Annotated in this window: 22 protein-coding genes; 1 reads left to right on the top strand and 21 read right to left on the bottom strand. The window is 28.6% G+C overall.

What is annotated here, in order from left to right; genetic code table 11:
• Positions 1 to 184 precede the first annotated feature (184 nt).
• The 6 genes from AC2DGP_RS03835 to AC2DGP_RS03810 all read right to left on the bottom strand — a co-directional run bounded on the left by AC2DGP_RS03835 (position 185) and on the right by AC2DGP_RS03810 (position 4,906).
• A complete protein-coding gene (locus tag AC2DGP_RS03835) occupies positions 185 to 865 on the bottom strand; it encodes a DUF4276 family protein (protein ID WP_484491706.1) in 681 nt (226 codons plus the stop codon).
• Between the two features lies 1 nt (position 866).
• On the bottom strand, positions 867 to 1,958 hold the full coding sequence (locus AC2DGP_RS03830) for an AAA family ATPase (protein WP_484491705.1): 1,092 nt from the start codon (positions 1,956 to 1,958) through the stop codon (positions 867 to 869).
• Positions 1,959 to 2,223: 265 nt separating this feature from the next.
• Positions 2,224 to 2,739, bottom strand: a complete 516-nt coding sequence (locus AC2DGP_RS03825) for a hypothetical protein (RefSeq protein WP_484491704.1) — start codon at positions 2,737 to 2,739, stop codon at positions 2,224 to 2,226.
• A 73-nt stretch (positions 2,740 to 2,812) separates the two neighbouring features.
• A complete protein-coding gene (locus AC2DGP_RS03820) occupies positions 2,813 to 3,661 on the bottom strand; it encodes an IS3 family transposase (protein WP_484492479.1) in 849 nt (282 codons plus the stop codon).
• Positions 3,662 to 3,675: 14 nt separating this feature from the next.
• Complete coding sequence (locus tag AC2DGP_RS03815; protein ID WP_484491652.1) at positions 3,676 to 4,068, bottom strand: transposase; 393 nt, start codon at positions 4,066 to 4,068, stop codon at positions 3,676 to 3,678.
• Positions 4,069 to 4,345: 277 nt separating this feature from the next.
• Positions 4,346 to 4,906: a hypothetical protein gene (locus tag AC2DGP_RS03810; RefSeq protein ID WP_484491703.1), complete on the bottom strand. Its 561-nt coding sequence runs from the start codon at positions 4,904 to 4,906 to the stop codon at positions 4,346 to 4,348.
• A 320-nt stretch (positions 4,907 to 5,226) separates the two neighbouring features.
• Between AC2DGP_RS03810 and AC2DGP_RS03805 the strand changes: the two genes are divergently transcribed.
• Complete coding sequence (locus tag AC2DGP_RS03805; RefSeq protein WP_484491702.1) at positions 5,227 to 5,433, top strand: hypothetical protein; 207 nt, start codon at positions 5,227 to 5,229, stop codon at positions 5,431 to 5,433.
• 155 nt (positions 5,434 to 5,588) lie between these two features.
• Here AC2DGP_RS03805 and AC2DGP_RS03800 read toward each other — a convergent pair whose 3' ends face one another.
• The 15 genes from AC2DGP_RS03800 to AC2DGP_RS03730 all read right to left on the bottom strand — a co-directional run bounded on the left by AC2DGP_RS03800 (position 5,589) and on the right by AC2DGP_RS03730 (position 18,086).
• Positions 5,589 to 6,020 carry a hypothetical protein gene (locus tag AC2DGP_RS03800; protein WP_484491701.1) on the bottom strand — a complete coding sequence of 144 codons (432 nt, stop codon included), beginning with the start codon at positions 6,018 to 6,020 and terminating at the stop codon, positions 5,589 to 5,591.
• A gap of 146 nt (positions 6,021 to 6,166) precedes the next feature.
• The gene (locus AC2DGP_RS03795) at positions 6,167 to 6,856 is read right to left on the bottom strand and encodes a hypothetical protein (protein WP_484491700.1); all 690 of its coding nucleotides are present in this window, start codon (positions 6,854 to 6,856) and stop codon (positions 6,167 to 6,169) included.
• Between the two features lie 291 nt (positions 6,857 to 7,147).
• Positions 7,148 to 7,720: a hypothetical protein gene (locus AC2DGP_RS03790; RefSeq protein ID WP_484491699.1), complete on the bottom strand. Its 573-nt coding sequence runs from the start codon at positions 7,718 to 7,720 to the stop codon at positions 7,148 to 7,150.
• Positions 7,721 to 7,938: 218 nt separating this feature from the next.
• The gene (locus tag AC2DGP_RS03785) at positions 7,939 to 8,760 is read right to left on the bottom strand and encodes a DUF695 domain-containing protein (RefSeq protein WP_484491698.1); all 822 of its coding nucleotides are present in this window, start codon (positions 8,758 to 8,760) and stop codon (positions 7,939 to 7,941) included.
• A gap of 221 nt (positions 8,761 to 8,981) precedes the next feature.
• Positions 8,982 to 10,841: a hypothetical protein gene (locus AC2DGP_RS03780; RefSeq protein ID WP_484491697.1), complete on the bottom strand. Its 1,860-nt coding sequence runs from the start codon at positions 10,839 to 10,841 to the stop codon at positions 8,982 to 8,984.
• 281 nt (positions 10,842 to 11,122) lie between these two features.
• Positions 11,123 to 11,440 carry a type II toxin-antitoxin system RelE/ParE family toxin gene (locus AC2DGP_RS03775; RefSeq protein WP_484491696.1) on the bottom strand — a complete coding sequence of 106 codons (318 nt, stop codon included), beginning with the start codon at positions 11,438 to 11,440 and terminating at the stop codon, positions 11,123 to 11,125.
• Complete coding sequence (locus AC2DGP_RS03770) at positions 11,440 to 11,661, bottom strand: hypothetical protein (RefSeq protein ID WP_484491695.1); 222 nt, start codon at positions 11,659 to 11,661, stop codon at positions 11,440 to 11,442. Before AC2DGP_RS03770 ends, AC2DGP_RS03775 begins: the two co-directional genes overlap by 1 nt.
• A 400-nt stretch (positions 11,662 to 12,061) precedes the next feature.
• Positions 12,062 to 12,241, bottom strand: coding sequence for a hypothetical protein (locus tag AC2DGP_RS03765; RefSeq protein ID WP_484491694.1), 180 nt, complete (start codon positions 12,239 to 12,241; stop codon positions 12,062 to 12,064).
• Positions 12,242 to 12,499: 258 nt separating this feature from the next.
• Positions 12,500 to 12,799, bottom strand: a complete 300-nt coding sequence (locus AC2DGP_RS03760; RefSeq protein ID WP_484491693.1) for a type II toxin-antitoxin system RelE/ParE family toxin — start codon at positions 12,797 to 12,799, stop codon at positions 12,500 to 12,502.
• Entirely contained in the window at positions 12,792 to 13,043 is a 252-nt protein-coding gene (locus AC2DGP_RS03755) for a type II toxin-antitoxin system ParD family antitoxin (RefSeq protein ID WP_484491692.1), read from the bottom strand. Before AC2DGP_RS03755 ends, AC2DGP_RS03760 begins: the two co-directional genes overlap by 8 nt.
• An 862-nt stretch (positions 13,044 to 13,905) precedes the next feature.
• Positions 13,906 to 14,829 carry a hypothetical protein gene (locus AC2DGP_RS03750; protein WP_484491691.1) on the bottom strand — a complete coding sequence of 308 codons (924 nt, stop codon included), beginning with the start codon at positions 14,827 to 14,829 and terminating at the stop codon, positions 13,906 to 13,908.
• Between the two features lie 810 nt (positions 14,830 to 15,639).
• Positions 15,640 to 15,942 (bottom strand): type II toxin-antitoxin system RelE/ParE family toxin, encoded by a 303-nt coding sequence (locus tag AC2DGP_RS03745; protein WP_484491651.1) that lies wholly within the window; start codon positions 15,940 to 15,942, stop codon positions 15,640 to 15,642.
• On the bottom strand, positions 15,942 to 16,163 hold the full coding sequence (locus AC2DGP_RS03740) for a hypothetical protein (RefSeq protein WP_484491650.1): 222 nt from the start codon (positions 16,161 to 16,163) through the stop codon (positions 15,942 to 15,944). Before AC2DGP_RS03740 ends, AC2DGP_RS03745 begins: the two co-directional genes overlap by 1 nt.
• 274 nt (positions 16,164 to 16,437) lie before the next feature.
• On the bottom strand, positions 16,438 to 16,956 hold the full coding sequence (locus AC2DGP_RS03735; RefSeq protein WP_484491690.1) for a hypothetical protein: 519 nt from the start codon (positions 16,954 to 16,956) through the stop codon (positions 16,438 to 16,440).
• A 236-nt stretch (positions 16,957 to 17,192) separates the two neighbouring features.
• On the bottom strand, positions 17,193 to 18,086 hold the full coding sequence (locus AC2DGP_RS03730) for a hypothetical protein (protein WP_484491689.1): 894 nt from the start codon (positions 18,084 to 18,086) through the stop codon (positions 17,193 to 17,195).
• Positions 18,087 to 18,231 lie beyond the last annotated feature (145 nt).

The following is an 18,231-nucleotide window of genomic DNA, read 5'->3' as shown; positions in this document are numbered from 1 at the left end:
AGATTAGTGTGGGAGGTAGACAGACTTTATTTTGTCAGACGAGCCACTGAGCTTATACTTATTTTGTGTTTTTATCTTGTCGACCTAAAAATAGATAAATAAGTTTAAGCGGACTTTATAAATAAACCAAAACTTTGGATTAAACCATAAAAACCCACATTAATTTTATACGGTGTTACCTGCTTTAAAGTTTGTTTAGTTCAATTATTATTTTATTCACCCAATTTTTGAATCTAGGACATTTATCCATTATCGTATCAAGGCTTGTTAAAGTAGCTAAATCTTCTCCGTCAACAACTTTTTCATAACTCGTATGATACTTTTCAACTATTTTAATTATCCTTTTCGAGGGTGCCGTTTTTGGACTGTCGTTGATATCTTCTGGGTTAGGGTATCGATTGTTGACTTTTTGTATTTCTTCTGTTATTTTTTTATTTTCATATACTAGCTCAAAACTATCTGAAGATGAAAACAGTAAAGCTTCAAATTCATGAAGTTGAATGTATGGTATAAAATATCTAGTATTAATACCATTTTCAACTAGAGTTTCGGACATCCCTTTTTCAAGTAGTTCAACCCCAATTTGAGCATTTGATTGCTCAATCTTTGCTTCATTATAGAATTTGAAATTATGGCTTTCATGGATACCATAATAATCAAAATATGTGGTAACGATTTTTTTTTCTTTTAGGTGTTCCCTTAACTCAGGCAATATTTTGGAAAACTGAACTATTCCTCCTCCAGTATGTTTTATAGGAGTAAATAAACAATATGCTCCTGTTTTTTCAAAAATATATGGTGTGAGCAAAGAGGTGAAAACAGCAACCTCTGTTTGTCCTTCAACTATACAATGCAATCTTTTCATATTAATAAGGCTGTCCTTTAATTAAATTTTTTAACCATAAGTCACCAAGTGAGAAATTAGACAACCAATCTTCTAGGATGTCACTATCTAATTTTTCAAACTTAGAATGACTATTTTGTCTATCAACAGTAATAATGTTTTTGGCTTCAAAATTATTTACAAGGTTTACTGATTGTGTAGAAATAATAATTTGTGAATGACGAGATGCTTTTTTCATTAAGCCAGCCAATTTATTAATAGCTACTGGATGTAGGCCTAATTCAGGTTCATCAATTATTATAACTTCCGGTAAGTTTGGTTGCATTAACAAGGTGGTAAGTGCAATAAATCTAATAGTACCATCAGATAAATGTTTAGCATTAAAAGGGAAATCATCATTACCTACTTCATTCCATTCTAAATTTATTCTTTCTTCATTAATTCTATCTGGTGTTAAACTGAATTTATTGAAATAGGGAGCTATAGATTTTACAACTCTTTCTATTTGTTTAAAGTTTTTAAAGTGCTTTTCTTGTAAAAAATATAAAAATGACGCTAGATTATCTCCATCTTCTCTTAAGAAAATATTATCACTTAGCATTGCGGGAGTCCTTAATTTTGAGGTGTCGCTTGTGTCATGAAAATGATATATTTTAAAGCTAGATAAATATTCACTTACAAATCTTGGAATGCTTCCTTTACTTGAGCTTAACTGACTTTCTCTATTGTTATGTCCTAGTGTTTGTTCATACCATGTGTTTTCTCTAAAAGAAATACCTTTATTTCCGTTAAAGGTTGCTTGTTCTTTTTTTATAAAAAGTGCATTTTTATCATTAGGTTCTAAAGATATTTTATATCCATTCGTTTCATTAAACTCAATATATCCAGATAATTCAGGAGTGTGTTTTTTTCCAAAATGAAGTATGCTTTCTGCACCTTTTTTAATAGAATAATTTTCAAGTCGCATCTCGTATATTTCATTAATTAATTTAAAAAATGAAATGAAATTAGATTTACCAACACCATTAGCTCCAATAAGAACGTTTATACGCTCTAAATTTATTTGTAATTCTTTTATGGATTTATATCCGTTTATTTCAATGCGATTAATCATGAAACAAATTTATCTTAAAATATTCTGTTTATGAAATATAATGTGTCTTTTATTATTGCAGGTAACGTTTTTGTATAAGATTAGTGTGGGAGGTAGACAATTCGTGAATTGTCAGCCGAGCCACAAGCTTATACTTATTTTGTGTTTTTATCTTGTCGACTTAAAAATACTCAAATAAGAATAAGTGACCTTGTAAATAAGCGAGAAACTTTGGGGAAACCATAAAAACCCACATTAATTTTATACGGTGTTGGCAAATCGTATTTTAATCCACGTAACCTTGATAATCAATAGCTTTCAGCATGTTATTTTCAAATGTAAAAATGAAAACTGAATTACCTTCTAAATCACCAATCTTTATTAAATCAGATTTTAATTTCGTTTTCAATATGTTTTCAAGTGTTTGTTTTTTTGTTCCTATTTTGATAGACTCCAGAAATATAAATTCAGAACTTCTAATTTTTGCAGAACACATTAACTCTTTGCTTTGTGATATATAGGAAACTACTTTACTGTTACCAAAAGTTAATGTTTTAATGGTGTCAATTATTGCCTCATTATGTTTATTCCTTTTTGGATCTTTTTTTAAATCAAATTTCGAATTTAGAGTAAGTTTGCCAAATTCGGTTTCTAACAAATTTCTTAAACTATCTCTTTCAAAATATTGTTCAGAAATTGGGGTTTCAGAAACTCTTTTATCCATTTCTGCTTTTAATTCAGTTGTTGGATTTTGTTTGGGAATTTCAATCTTTCGAATTTCTTTTTGTTTACAAGAAATCATTAAAATTAGAATACCAATTAAAGGTATTAGGTGTATTGTATTGTCCTGAAATAGGTTGACCTTTTTTTAATGATTAAATGGTTAATAATTCCAGTTTGTTTTTATTTTTCCGATACGATTTGTAGTCAATATTTTGATTTAGATGAACCTGTTTAGGAGTATTTAAATCAAGACTTAAATGTGGTCGAATATTGTTATAAATATTAATAGCTCTTTTTGTAATCTTCTGTGCTAATTTAGTGTTTTTAATTGTAAGTTTTAGTCCGTATTCATATTTTAAAGTTCTGTTTATTCTCTCAGCAATAGCATTTTCATACGGGTCATATTTCTCTGTCATACTCATTGTTAATCCGTTTGATTCTGCAAATAGGGTATAGGTTGGATTGCAATATTGTATTCCTCTATCCGAATGATGAATCAATTTTTTACCTGGGTATTTACGATTTTTAAGAGCCATTTTTAAAGCATCTATACAAAGAGATGTTCTCATATTGTCGTCTAATTTATAACCCATTATTTTCTTAGAATAAGCGTCTGTTACTAAAGCCAAATAACTGTGTCCTTTTTGCGTTTTAATGTAGGTTATATCGGTTACCCAAAATTGTTCTGCTCTGGTTGGAACTTTATTAGTTACTAGGTTTTTGTATTTATAAAAGTGATGATTAGAGTTGGTTGTTATATGGAACCTTTTTGTTCTAGGAACCAGTAGTCTATTGACTTTAAGGAATGCATAGAATTTATCTCTACCTATTTTGATACCTTGTTTTTTGATATCTTCTTTAAGTTCATGATATAGTTTTTTAGCGCCTAATCTCTGTCCAATCTGGTTACGACATTGCTTTACCATTTGAATTAAAATAAGCTCGTTATTTTGTTTAATTTGATGAGATTTTAAGCGTTTATAGAAGGCTTGTTTACTAATCCCAAAACATTGTATTAACCATTTTCTTTTAAACGGTTTTGCTTCTTTTTCTGAATCTCGTCTGCTAATGTTTTGGGCAATGACTTTTTTGACATATCGACTCCTGTAATAAGTTCCATGTCAGCAATTATATCTTGTTGAAAGTCTTTTACAAATTCCAGTTCCTCAATTTTCTCTTTAAGTCTTTTAATTTCATCCTGTTTACTCATGCCTAATTTCTTTTGCTCTAAAGTACTATATTTTTTAATCCAGTACTGAATAGTTGGTCTAGAAATATCATATTTCTTAGCTGCATAATTGATAGAAATTCTACCATTATGAATTTGATCAATGATGAAAAGTTTGAGTTCGAAGCCTACTTTATTGTAGCTCTTTTTTCGGCAGGGTGGTTTTTTGTTTGTCTCCATAGTTTAACTAAAAGTGTTTAATTTTTAGTCAACCTATTTCAGGATTTTACATATTTTCATATGTTTGCCAACGTTTTTGTATAAGATTAGTGTGGGAGGTAGACAAAGTTTATTTTGTCAGCCGAGCCACTGAGCTTATACTTATTTTATGTTTTTATCTTGTCGACCTAAAAATAGATAAATAAGTTTAAGCGGACTTTATAAACAAACTAAAACTTTGGGGAAACCATAAAAACCCACATTAATTTTATACGGTGTTGCCTATAGTTTTTGTTAATTATAATTCATTTACAGATATATTATCGATATACTTTTTTTCATTATTGTATATGTCAAGGTAATTAATCTCAATTTTTGATTTACCTATTAAATTGTAAATTTCAACCATATCAAGAACTTCATAATCAGTTAACGTGACTGCATAAAAAATAATATTATCATTATTTGGTATTACTAATTGTTTGCTAAAATTAACAATGCTGTAATTCGTTGAAATTCGAACATGCTTTTTATGAATAAATTTTATGTTTTCTATTAAATCTATGAAATTCGTGTATTTTTTTTCTACGCATTCAAAAGTTATACTTTTAATAATTGCTGGTCCTAATCCTAAGTTTAAAAGCCTCAATTCAATTTTTTTTTTGTCCTCAATAAATGTGTAGCTAGTATCTATTATTGGGGTATTAGATAAAACATTGTGTTTTATTGTTATATCATAGGTTTTCCTATTGTAAATTGAGGAAGAAATTATCGCAATAATACTTATAAATAATGCAATTAGAGATATGGTTTCTCCTGTGTCAAGTGAGGAAAGTAAACATTTTAGGTGTTCTATCATATTATATATTATGGTACTAAATTATTCTTCCTTAATAATTATTGGCAACGTTTTTGTATAAGATTAGTGTGGGAGGTAGACAAACTTTATTTTGTCAGCCGAGCCACTGAGCTTATACTTATTTTATGTTTTTTTCTTTGTCGACCTAAAAATAGATAAATAAGTTTAAGCGGACTTTATAAATAAACCAAAACTTTAGGAAAACCATAAAAACCCACATTAATTTTATACGGTGTTACCTGCTGTTTTCATTCAGTTTATCAATTTTCTTCGAATAACTATATTTTCCTATTCGTATTCTTATAAGAATTAAAATTATAATGCTTGTAAACCAAGCGGTATTATATACTCCGGATGAAAACTCTTTTATGGGAATATATAGAGGGAAATTAAATCCGACTATTATTAAAAATATTCTAAATAGATATTTAATAGTAATTGGTTTTAGTGAAATTTCTTATAATCCGATTATTAGTACAAATAGAAAGAAAGAATTGTATTTAGTTGCAAAACAAATTAATTCATAAAGATCAGGATTGTCTGATTTCAATATATTAATAGACTCAATATGATTTAAATGAGTATTTATGGATAGGCTTAGTTGAATAAGAATTAGAACTATGGAGAAAATAGGAATGGTAATTTTCATGAAGGATTTCCTTGATGTTTCTTTCACAGCTATTTATTTCAATTCGTAATCGATTAATAACTCTCTTAATTTTAAATCTGATTTATACTCGACGACATTTTTGATAATATAATATTCATTATTGTTTTTTATATATCCTCTTTCTAATACTTTTAAATCAATTTTTTTTAGTTCATTCGTGAGTAATTCAATCGTGTTAAAGTTATTTTTTAATAATTCCGTGTTTAGGTTTTTTATACTTTCTTGAGGGAAATCTTTTAACCAAATAATAAGGTCAGAAAGCATTATTTTTAAACTGTTAAATTTTATTTTATCACTCTTTAATTCTAACTTCTTTAGATTTTCAATAGGGTCAGTCCCTGGAGATTCAAACAGTTCTTTAATGAGTTTGTTTTCTGATTTTATAAATTTAATTATAATAGAAACCGTGTCTTTGTAATTATTGTAATTTTTAGAATTAATCATTTTTCATATTGCTGGTAACGTTTTTGTATATGAAAAGTTGCGTTTTTTGGAACGCGAATTTTCATAGTATTTTATTTTTATAAAAGTAACGAATTTTTCAACAGAGTAGAAGTACAGCAATTTTTTATATACGGTGTTGGCAAAAGTTATTTTCTTGAAGTTCGTTTTTTCATTTCTGGCACTGAATTTCCAGGTCTAATTTCTGTAACTATTTTTATTTCGGGTATCTTTTCTTTTATGATTTTTCGTAAAGGTGTTTTAGTTTTCTTACTCTCCTTAATGTAATTTTCAAGGTCTTCACCATTCATGGTTTTTCCTTCTGGCATTTGAAACATGGAAGTGGTATTAAAAGTAGCGTTATTTTCATCTTCAGAAAGTGTCATTACTTTATCAAGTTCTATTAAATTTTCATTGTCTTCAATAATAGACATTCCTTCCGCTATTCCATGTTCAAATCCAATTAAATCAGAAGCCTCTTCTATCATTTGAAAGTTAAAAAGGTCTTCTTTAGAAAATGGAATGTGATAATCATTGAATCTTATAAATGGTCTATTGTCCACTAACATTTGTAAATGAAAATGCGGTAGTTTTCCGTGATTGGAATCTTTATGACCGTTTAAATCACTTTTCCCAAAGTTTAAAGACCATTCTATATTCTTATATTTTATTGTGATTTCTTTTAGTTTGGTATTCGATTTTTCGTCAGATAAGTCATTAATGTTTTTTAAAGGACTTTCTAATGTTGCAACCCATCTAAAATAACTTTCTAACTTTCCAAAACCTATAGGTTCAGATAGATAATTTTTGAAATGTTTTTTTTTAATTCCAGTAGGCATTAAAAACCAATGGTAACAAGTTTCATCTTCTGAAAAATAATCTATTTTATTACCACATAAGACACAACATTTTTTTTCATGAGCATCTTTAAATTCTTAAAAAAACAAATCGTTCTCTTTATTTTGTTGTTCGTTTTTGTCTATAATTTCTTCGGGTGTTAGGCTTTCTAAGAATTTTCTTATTTTCATAGGTGTTTTTCTAACGTGTTTGCTAAGAGAAAAGTGGAGCTTGACAAATATTAAATTGTCAGCCTATAACTGAGCAAAGCTTTTTTTGAGCTGATGTTGGCTTTAGTTTTTACTCAAGTATTTTTCTTTGGTTCCTGATACAAGACCATTAATCTGTTGCTCACTTAATATAAAGCATGGTGTATAAGTAAATCCATAATCCTCGCAAGATTCAACAGGTATCATTAAAGATCCTCTGCCTGTACCGTATTTATTAATTATTTCATTTTTGATAAGTTCAGGGAAATTTTCTGTATAATAGACCGTTCTAAAAATAGAGATATCTAAAATATAACCAGCCAATTCGATCCAGCAATGACCACTCCATATTTCGTCAGTACTATTAGTTGGGATATTATTTTTACAATTAAAAAGTCGTTTTCCATTATAATCAAGATGACCAGTAATGATATTTGCTTTAATCTCAGAATTGTCAATAATTATTGCGCCTAAAAGAGCGCTTAAATTTCCGCAATTGTATGCGTCTGGAGGAATCATTCTTAGCGTTTCCGTAATAACAGTTTTTAAGAATTCTAAATCGTGTTTATTTAATCTATAATTTAAGAAATCACTTATTTCTTTCGAGTTATATCTTGTTTTTAATACCTCTATCAATAATGTTTTTCTATCTGTCATTCTTAAGAAATTTTTGCCAACGTTTTTGTATAAGATTAGTGTGGGAGGTAGACAAACTTTATTTTGTCAGCCGAGCCACTGAGCTTATACTTATTTCTTGTTTTTATCTTGTCGACCTAAAAATAGATAAATAAGTTTAAGCGGACTTTATAAATAAACCAAAACTTTGGGATAAACCATAAAACCCACATTAAACTTATACGTTGTTAGGCATAGTTTTATTCCTTTTTAATCGAAGTTTCCCATCCATCATATTCTCCATTAAATTTCTTCGCTCTTTTTCTTAAATCTGACGTAATTGGATAAATTGAATCAATATTCACATTGTCTATTCTCCAAATTTGTAATTCAAATGGAAGGTTCGTTTCTTTATTAATTCCAGCGTTTTGAACCTTGAAATTTGACTTTTCTAAATCCGCTTTACATTTATTCATATCAGATTCTTTTGAAAAATAAAGCCAATAATCAACTCTTCTTGATTTCGTTAAATTGTCTCCTGCATTCTCCAAATTTCGTAATACAGATTGGTCAGCCATATAATTTCTGGTTTCCTCGTTTGGATACAAGAAATCTCTATAATATTTCCATTCCTTATCTTCTTTTAAATTCAAGTAAAATTTATATTCAGGATAATTAGTTTTGTAAAAATTCTCAATTTTTGAAATAATATTTTTTTGTTCTTTAATATAGAAATATTCAAGTCTTTCATTGTTATACATAAACGAACCAACTAGAATAAATTCCGTTTCTTTTTGTATTATTTCAATTAGTTCATCAGCAACTTTGTGTAAAATACTAAAAGTCTCATTTTCTGGAAATCCGTTTTCTTTTGAAGTGTCATAAGTTAATCCAGTAACCAAAACAAAATCATATTCTTTTATTGGTGTAGAATTGATTAAATCCATTCTTAATGTAGTAGAACCAGGTTTTTCATTTTCATATGTTGCCATATAAGTGTCCCATTGTTCCTCCGAATTTTGTGAAGTAATTTGTGTAGTTGAAAATATTATTATCAATAAAAATGCAATTGATTTTCTCATTTTTTTTAATTATGCCTAACGTTTTTGTATAAGATTAGTGTGGGAGGAAGACAAACTTTATTTTGTCAGCCGAGCCAGAAGCTTATACTTATTTTGTGTTTTTATCTTGTCGACCTAAAAATACTTAAATAAGTTTAAGCGGACTTTATAAATAAACCAAAACTTTGGGAAAATCATAAAAACCCACATTAATTTTATACGGTGTTAGGCATTGTTATTTATTAAAAGAACTGCCAAGATTCATTACAAATTGCTGTGAATGCAAAAGGAATATCTTTTATTTTTTTATCCTTATTCTTTTCCAACAAATGTGTTAGTGAGTCTACATTTGCTTCTAGTTGCATGAATATGTCCACTTTATTAAATTTTGTTTTGTCTGGTATTTCAAAATACTTAATTACTGCAAATGAAAGTAATTTCCCTACATACCATTCTAAATGATTCCATAGATTGGAGTATTCATTTATGAATTTACCAGAGTGTACAATTTGATTTCTATGTAGGTAAATTCTGTCTAGTTGATGTTTGATAGATGTTTGTGAATTTTGAATTTTATTGAGCCAATATTCAACTGTTTTCTCGTTTTTTCCTGAAAAAGTATCATTTAAAAAGCAGAATTTTTGACATAATAAATTTGAGTTTTCTTTGAGAATATAATAAGGATCATTATTAGACTCAAACTCAGTTGATAACCATAAAATCCATTTCACAATACCTTCAGGCTTATAATTAATATAAGATGTTAGTATTTCTAAATCTTTAAAACAGTTGTCGTTATTCCAGTTTGTGTCTTTATAACGAACAGCAAAAGAAGTTATCTCTCTACCTAATGAACCTATACTAAGTGATTTTGATACAAAATGTTGTACATTTTCGATATCGTTTGATTTTAAACGGTAAGGTAATAGTGTTTCCAATGATGTCCATAATAACGATAATGAATTTTCAATAGATTTTGAACCTAAAGCTAGATTATAATAATACAAAGAATCTCTTATTTCTTTAATATTAGGTAAACCGATTTCAGAATCAAATTCAAAATCATAAGAACGTTTTACAGTTTCTAATGTCTCAAATAATGTGCTTTTTCTTTTAGGTACATTTATGGGGTCTAAAGCTATATTCGATTTTTGAAAAATATGAGTAGAATTATCAAATTTCCAATATACTCTATCAAAGAAATCAGTAAAGAAATGTAAACTAAATCTATCTTTTGTAGATACATAATTCTTCAAACCCATTTCATATATGTTTCTCAAATAATTATGGGGGTCTAAAGTTGAATGTTTAATTAAATATAAAACCTCTGAATCTAAAATTTGAAAGTCGCTAAATAGAAAATTAGAAATTTCTTTCTTAGTCACTGTTTTATATTCAATATTTCTAGATTTTAAATAATTTAAAATAGAATCTATTTCTTTGTATTTGGACTCAACTTTAATTAAAAAACAATATTTCCCAACAGAATTAGAGAATTTTTTAATAATCCTCCAAGGGCTTTTAATGGCGTTATCTCTTTTTACGTTTAAATATGAAATATCACTAATACTTGTAACGGAATATCCAATATGGAGAAGGTATGGAATTAGTGACTCAATTAAAGAATCAATATGAATTGCATTCCTATTAAATTCTTCCGATTTAAAATCTATTTTTTTAACTTCTAAGAGTATGATTGTATAATACTCTTTTTTTAATCTTAAAAAATGAATTTTTGATTTGTTAATTAGTTCTAAAAGAGCGTTACCGTTTTCTCTAATTTTTTTAATATTTAAACTTTTGTAATATTCAATAATATCTGAGTGATACTTTTGTAATATAAAATCGTTTTTTAAACTAGAACTTAATATTTCTGAATTAGCCTCGTTAATTAAACTAAGCAGCCTGTGGATTGACTTTATTCTTTTTTGAGTAAGAATTGCCACTTCGATAATTTCTGCAACAAGTGTGTAGCCATTTGTTGTTCTGTGGCGATTAGATATAGTTTCTTCGTAATCAACACGCTGTTTTATTTTTTCAATAAAGTATTTTGTTAAATCTGTATGTGACTCATTCCAATCATTTTTTCTAGCAATCCACATATGTATATATTATGATAATAAAAGATATTGTTGTTTTATTCTGATTTTTCGGCGGTAATAATGCCTAACGTTTTTGGCTATGATAAGTTGCGGTTGGCATTTTTAAAACGACCCGTTTTGGCGAACCGAACAGTCCAGTACTTGAGCCAAAACATTGTGAGTGTTTTAAAACTGCGTACCTTGAGTTTCATAGCTTTTATAAGACCGTAATTTAGAAATAAAATTTTAAACGCTTATAGGAGTGAAGCAATTTATTATAGCCGGTGTTGGCTAATGGCATTTTATTCAGTTCTAGTAATTTTAATCGGGTTCTGTCTAGTGTCAAAAACGTCTGAAATTTTTATCAGATTTTCATTTTCGTCAATTGAATAAATAATTTTGTAATTATTGCAAATTAAATATCTGTATGATATTTTTCTCTCAGTTAATAAATTTTCAATTTGTCCGACAAAAGGAGTTGTTTCAAGAATTATTGCTTCTGATAATATTTGTTTTATTATTTTCTTAGCGGTTCTTTTGTTTACTTTCTTGGAATAGTAAATAAAAATTTCATCCAATTGTTTTTCAGAAAAGTTAGACCAAATAATTTTATAATTCATTATTGATATTTAGCTATTATTTCAGAGTTTGTTTTGAATCTGTTATTACTAAAATCATTTTCAGATTTATCAATGCGATTGTTTAATTCTTGAATAGAAAAAGGTTTTAATTCAACTGTTTTTTCTTTTTTCAAAAGTTTTTCAAAACGTGCTAACGCTTCTTCACTCTGAATTTTTATAAATTCTTCTATAAACTCTAGCTTTCTACCTTGTATGTCCATAATAAAATTATTTATTCAAAAATACAAAAATCTAATTTTGCAACTGTTTTTTATCGGTAAAATCTTTTTTTTTGCTTTTTGCCAACGGTTTTGTATAAGATTAGTGTGGGAGGAAGACAAACTTTATTTTGTCAGCCGAGCCACTGAGCTTATACTTATTTTATGTTTTTATCTTGTCGATCTAAAAATAGATAAATAAGTTTAAGCGGACTTTATAAATAAACCAAAACTTTGGGAAAACAATAAAATCCCACATTAATTTTATACGGTGTTGGCCGCTGCGTTTATTTTCTTTAAATTTTGCAGAATTATTCAAATTATCTGATTCTAGCTTTTTGATAATATAAACTCAATATGTAAAGAGAGATTAGAATTCAGTAACCTTGTCAAGTCGTTTGTGCTAATGATCGAATGATTCAATAGCTAATAATGCTATTATTATTGAAATAATAATGTTTCGATATCTTTTCCAACCTCTGTCTTCTGGACCAGCCATTTCATCATTGAAATTGCCTTTAAAACCTTTGCAAGCCCATACTGTTGTGGCTCCTATTACTTGAAAAATTAATCCTCCAATCATATTAATAAAATTTTTAATATTAAATTTTTATAGTTTCGGTTCTCGAGTTGCTGCCAACGTTTTTGTATAAGATTAGTGTGGGAGGTAGACAAACTTTATTTTGTCAGCCGATCCACTGAGCTTATACTTATTTTGTGTTTTTATCTTGTCGACCTAAAAATAGATAAATAAGTTTAAGCGGACTTTATAAATAAACAAAAACTTTGGGAAAACCATAAAAACCCACATTAATTTTATACGGTGTTGGGTGCAGTTTTTTTAATCCTTAATCCGTCTTTTTAAATCCATTCTTCCGTGTAATATTCTTGTTATTTCAATTTTATCGTCCGAGATTTTTCTATAAAAAATAATATGTCTATTTGCTTTTACTCCAAGTAAGTCAGGAGTAACATTTTCATAAGATTTTCCGAACATTGGATTCTTGGCAATTTCTTGACAACTAGAAATCAACATTTCGTAATAATTGTCAGCTTGTGATTCAGACCATTCCTCAAGAGTATAATTCCAAATATTAGTTAAATCCTCAACAGCTTTGTTCGTTAAGTAATATTTAGTCATTCGATAATCTTTTAGCTTTTAAAGATTTCAGATGATTTTCAGGATTAAAATCGTGGGCAATTCCGCTGTTAATTCCTTCTTGGATAGAATTTCTCAAAGCGATAACTTTAGATTCTTCTTCCTCAAGTAATCTTAGACCAGCTCTAATTACTTCACTAACATTTTTGAATCGACCTTCTGAAACACGATTTTGAACAAATCCGTCAAAGTAATTTCCGAGTGATATTGATGTGTTTTTTCCCATTTTAAATAAATTTATTCAAAGTTACCTAAAATTGGTATAAAAGTCAAATTTTTAATTGCACCCAACGGTTTTGCATAAGGGCAGTGTGGGGTTTTTAAATCCGTGAATTTTCAACCTAACACTTAGCTTAAACTTTTTTATTTTTTAATTTGTGATTAAAAATAGGGAATAAGTTTAAGCGAACGTTTTTAAATAATAAATAATTTTCATTTTTTTCTATTTCCCACATTGGCTTTATGCGGTGTTGTGTTTTGCGGACTCACAGTGAGTTTTCGTCTGAGTGGCAATTCGTTCGTACCATTTTTCTTTTTTGTTAATTGTAGAACAGATTCTTATTAAAAATATTTTTAGGTTGTGCATAAAACTTTAAGTCGCAAGTATATTTTCAGAGTAGGAGAGTCGCTTTGTTTTGTGCAAATAATTCAAAGTATATGTATTCAGAATTGAGTAAACATTCGGAGTATAACTTTTCAGAGTTGAGTGATAATTCAGAGTGTTTTTTTCAGATTTGAGTTGCGATTCATATTGTGAATTCCGAAAGAAAATCTAAGTTATATAAAAAAATAATTTTCAACCAAAATTTTCCGTGCTCGGAAGCGCATTATGATTTTCAGAAATATACTGTGAGTTAGAATTTCAGCGGAAATTCCACCGTGATACACAACGTTTTTGTATAAGATTAGTGTGGGAGGTAGACAAACTTTATTTTGTCAGCCGAGCCACTGAGCTTATACTTACTTTGTGTTTTTTTCTTTGTCGACCTAAAAATAGATAATTAAGTTTAAGCGGACTTAATAAATAAACCAAAACTTTAGGAAAACCATAAAAACCCACATTAATTTTATACGGTGTTGGGCTACGTTTATTTCTTTCGGTTGTTGAAAAAATAATAATGTCTCTTATTAATCGGAATTTTTCTTAACTGATTAGGTAATTCAAATTGTTCTAAATTTATTTCACCGATAAATTCGTTAGAATAATATACATTTTTATTAGTTGTGAATTTAATTCTAATCTTAGTTTTAAAATCTCCCGAGTATTTATAAATTTTAGAAATCACAAAGTGATTGGGTAACAAATTATTGAATCCAAAACTATTTCCACAGAAAGTATGAGGATTAAAATACTCAATAGGTTTCCATTTTCCATGTTTGTCTTTAGCTTCCTGTATCATATAAATCCAACCTTCTTTTGTCTCGATTGGAATAATTGAATCTGTTTTGTTATAAATTAATAAGGGATATGCTTGTTTTTGTTTTTCTGAAGGTAAATAATATTTAGAGTATGATTCTTTAATGGAATTAGAATATTCAATAATATCACCCGTTCCTGATTTTATTTTTCTATTTAATTTTAAGTTATCTGTGTAGTCAGGTAAATTTAAAATTTGGGTAGTATCTACATATATTTTTAAATTATTGTTTTTAGTGTATTCTCTTTCAATTACCTCAAGAACTCTCGGTTTTACTAACTGTTTAGAAGATTCTTCTATCTCAATAATTTCCTCAAAATCTAATATTTGATTATTTTCTGTTGAATCTAAAAACTTAAAATATTTCAATAAATATTCGTCATCTTTTTTATCCAAATTCTGGATTTTAAAATCTTTTCCATTTTGTGTAAATCCAATTAACAAGTAACCTCCTTCTAACATTTGTTTTGTAGAAATCAATGATTTCGTCTGAGGTATTGAATCTTTTATTTTTGGCAGAGATATTTTAATCTCTTGGTTATTACAAGAAACTAAAATTAATCCTAGAATTATATTTTGTAGCAGAATTTTCACTTAATGTTGCCCAACGGTTTTGTATAAGGGCAGTGTGGGAGGATTAAAATCCGCGGATTTTCAGCCGAGCACTGAGCTTAAACTTTTTCATTTTTTAATTTGAGTTTAAAAATAGGGAATAAGTTTAAGCGGACGTTTTAAATAAGAATAAATTTTCAGTTTTATTGAAATGCCCACATTGGATTTATACGGTGTTGGGCATTGCGGACACACAGCTTAGTTTCGTACTGAGTAAGAATTCTTTCGTGTTTACAAAGTTTTCGTTTTCATGATAAAAAATATTTCCAGATACATATTTTCATTCCGCAAGTAGATAAAAGTCTGATTATTTTCCTGCGTAAAAATTCTCATTCGTGTTGAGCATTCACTCTATTCAATAATTCATGATTTTTTCACAAGAAATGATAATTCGTACAATCTTATAAGGAATATTCTTTTGTGAAATATTCACTCCGTAAGAAACTAAAAATCAAGGGGGTTTAATAATTCTAGAATATTTTCAGAGTAAATTTTCGGTACTGGGGAATGCAACTAAATAACTTCTAATAAACTGTGAGTAGGACTTTTGTATAAAGTCCGCCGTGTTGCCCAACGTTTTTGGCTATGATAAGTTGCGGTTGGCATTTTTAAAACGACCTGTTTTGGCGAACCGAACCGACCAGTACTTGAGCCAAAACATTATGAGTGTTTTAAAACTGCGTACCTAGAGTTTCATAGCTTTTATAAGACCGTAATTTAGAAAAATAATTTTGACTGCGAATAGGAGTGTAGCAATTTATTATAGCCGGTGTTGTAATGCGTTTTTTGTATTTATAATTCGCCTTTTAATTTTTTAGGGTTTTGTCTAGTATCAAAAAGTGTAACAATTGTTATAGTCTTAATTGAATATCTATAAAAAAGAGAGGTGTGTTTCGTAATTACACATTTATGCATTCCTTTTTTCTTTTCAGATTCAGGAAAGCTTTCAGGATTAGACTTTATTAGGTTTATATTTCGATCTAACTTTTTAATAAAGTCGGACTTAACTTTAGGATTCCAGTTTTCAAGAAGATACTCAAATTGTTTTTCAAGTTTTTTCTTTGCTGTTTTTGATATAATAACTGTTTTCTCCATTATCTATGAGAAGCAATAAAAGAATCATAGTTAACTGTTTCACCACGACTTATTTCTAAATCAGCAATGTTGATTTCTTCTTTTTGTTCTTGACTAAGTTCATCCCAAAAATCTGATGTTTTATCTCTTCTAAAAACATTCTTTATAGACTCAAGAATTGTAGGGTTGTCTGTATTAAGTAACAACTTCATTAATTCTAATTTTTCAGCTTGTATATCCATACTTAAAATATTTAAAACAAAAATAAGAAATTTCGAATTGAATATAGTTTTTGTCGTTAGTTTTTATGCTTTACAACGTTTTTGTATAAGATTAGTGTGGGAGGAAGACAAACTTTATTTTGTCAGCCGAGCCACTGAGCTTATACTTATTTTGTGTTTTTATCTTGTCGACCTAAAAATAGATAAATAAGTTTAAGCGGACTTTATAAATAAACCAAAACTTTAGGAAAACCATAAAAACCCACATTAATTTTATACGGTGTTGGCATAAGTTTTATTGTTTGTTTAAGGAGTTTTTTTTGAATTGAACTTCTATGTAAGAGTGATTACTTTCGTTTATCTGGACAGTATAAAGAAGCTCTTTTATATCTCCGTTTTCAATTTTTAAGTTCGCCTCACATGAACATTTTTTTATGTCTTTTTGAATTTCAGTGATTCTAATATTAGTCAATTTTGGATTTAAGTATTGATTTTTATATTCGGATTTAGCTTCACTTATTAATTCAGCATACTGAGAATCCTTTTTTATACCTTCGTTTAATTCCTTCAAAATTTCCATTTCAGTATTTTTTGATTCAACCATTAAAAATAAAATTTCTTCTGGGTGTTCATGCAGGTCAATATCAGAGTTTAATTCTACATATTTGTTCGAGGCTATTTTACTAATTAAAATATTTTCAGATAACTTTATTACACTCTTGACAGTTTCATTACTAGAACATTCAGGTTGATTATCACAGGATAACAGAGAAAGTATTAAAATTATTAGTATTAAGTATTTATTTAGTTTCATATCGTCAAAATGTCATTTCTAAATTTATGCCAACGTTTTTGTATAAGATTAGTGTGGGAGGTAGACAAGCTTTATTTTGTCAACCGAGCCACTGAGCTTATACTTATTATGTGTTTTTATATTTGTCGACCTAAAAATACTTAAATAAGTAGAAGTGACATAGTAAAGAGACACAAACCTTTGAATTAAGCCATAAATACCCACATTAATTTTATACGGTGTTGTGGCGTCGTAGTTTATATTTTATCAAGCAGTACTTTATTAAAATCGGTTCCTAATTCATCAATTAATCCACCTGAATAATGGCAAAAGTAAAGCTCTCCGTTTATGTCATTTTCTTTTGTCGTAACCACTCCATCATCGAATTCCACCAAATGAAAATAATCTCCATCATCAAGTCCTGTCCTTTGAATTTCCGATATCCCAGAAATTCTAAAATCCTCGAATTCCAACCCTTCGGCCTGCTCAATGATATTTAAATATCCATCTGGTAATCTTGAGTCAATTTTTTGCTTGAATATCTCAATCTGTTCAGGAATCAGCGGATTATATGCTTTATCAATTGGTTTTACTTTCACAATTTCTCCAATCACTCCACCAAAATCAGGAATCGGTTTGCTTTCCGTTTTTTTAACCCTTATTTCAATTTTTTCATTTGGGTCATTATTAATCTTCTTGCTTGTTACTTCAACTGTATCAATTTTCTGAATCTGTTTAGGATTGGGTCTAATTTTCCACCCCCAAATCCGACCATCGTAAGAATCAAATTCAATGCTGTATTTTTCTTCATTTACCTTAAATCGAATCGTTGCGATTTTGCTTTCGTCTTTCCGTGGGTATTTCAAGTCAGCTGATAGTTCTTGGTCTCCGTATAGTTCAATTGACATACTTTTTTCCCAATATTGTCTCCATTTGCGTTTATTCTCGAAATAGTCAATCTGCTTTTTGAACTTATCAGCCAATTTAGGGTCAAACATTGAAGTAAAAACTTTCAAAAGCGTTTTCTCAAGAATAGTAAACCCCTTGTTATTGAATTTTGGTCTACGATTATAGGCACCAAACACAAAGATTAGAAAAATCAATCCGATTATGCCAATTATAATTCCTAATGTTATCAAGCTTGTTTTCATTGTTCAATTGCACTTCGGTTCTCGGCTATGCGCCACAACGTTTTTGCATAAGGTTAGTGTGGGAGTTGATAATCGTTAGATTATCGGCCTAGCACTGAGCTTATACTTATTTTTTGTTTTTATCTTAGTCGACCTAAAAATAACT

This window comes from Flavicella sp. IMCC45537 (assembly GCF_057197705.1).
The sequence above is the reverse complement of the archived record's forward strand: the minus strand, read 5'-3'. Positions and strand labels throughout refer to the sequence as shown.